Here is a 699-nt window from a genome sequence, read left to right as displayed (position 1 = left end):
TATTGTTGCTGCGTCGATTTCTTCTCTGTTTGCGATTAAGTTGACCGAATACGGAGTCGATGGAGCAAGCTTACTGGTGCCAATGACCTTTATGGTGATCATCGGTACGGTGGTATTACAAAGTGCCACTGCTCGCCCTATGGCGATTGCATTGGGTGTCGCTGAACCTGCGCCGAGAGGCTTCCTACTTATTGGGGCGAACCGAGTCGCACGTGAAATTGGCCAAGCGTTAGCGCGTTATGATCGACGTGTATTGATGACGGACTCAAACTGGGAGTACATCAGCCAAGTTCGTATGATGGGCCTGGATTATTATTACGGTAACCCGATTTCTAGCCATGCGGATGACAACCTGAACATGATTGGCATTGGTCAAGTGGTCGCACTCACGCCAGATCAACACTTCAACATCATGGCTTGTATGCAATTTGTCGACGAGTTTGGCGAAGATAAAGTGCATTGTCTGCAAAAAGTGAAGACGAATGGAAACGGCAGTGAAAAGCACTCTGTTGCTCAGGAGTATCACGGCAAGCTGTTGATGGGGGGCAATGTTAGTTACACCCAGCTAGCGAGCCTGTTAAGCCGAGGTGCGGAAATCAAGCACACCAAACTGAGTGAGAACTTCACTTACCAAGATTATTTGGAACATCACAAAACCAATTTGGTGATCCCGCTGTTTAATGTCGAAGACAAAGGCAA

At 47.8% G+C, this 699-nt stretch carries 1 protein-coding gene; it reads left to right on the top strand.

Going from position 1 to position 699, the window contains the following annotated elements; translation table 11 throughout:
• The coding region (locus tag R8N47_RS25270; RefSeq protein WP_318186117.1) for an NAD-binding protein at nucleotides 1-699 on the top strand (699 nt) is incomplete at both ends.

This window comes from Vibrio sp. 2132-1, assembly GCF_033344315.1.
This window is presented reverse-complemented; position numbering and strand designations above follow the sequence as displayed.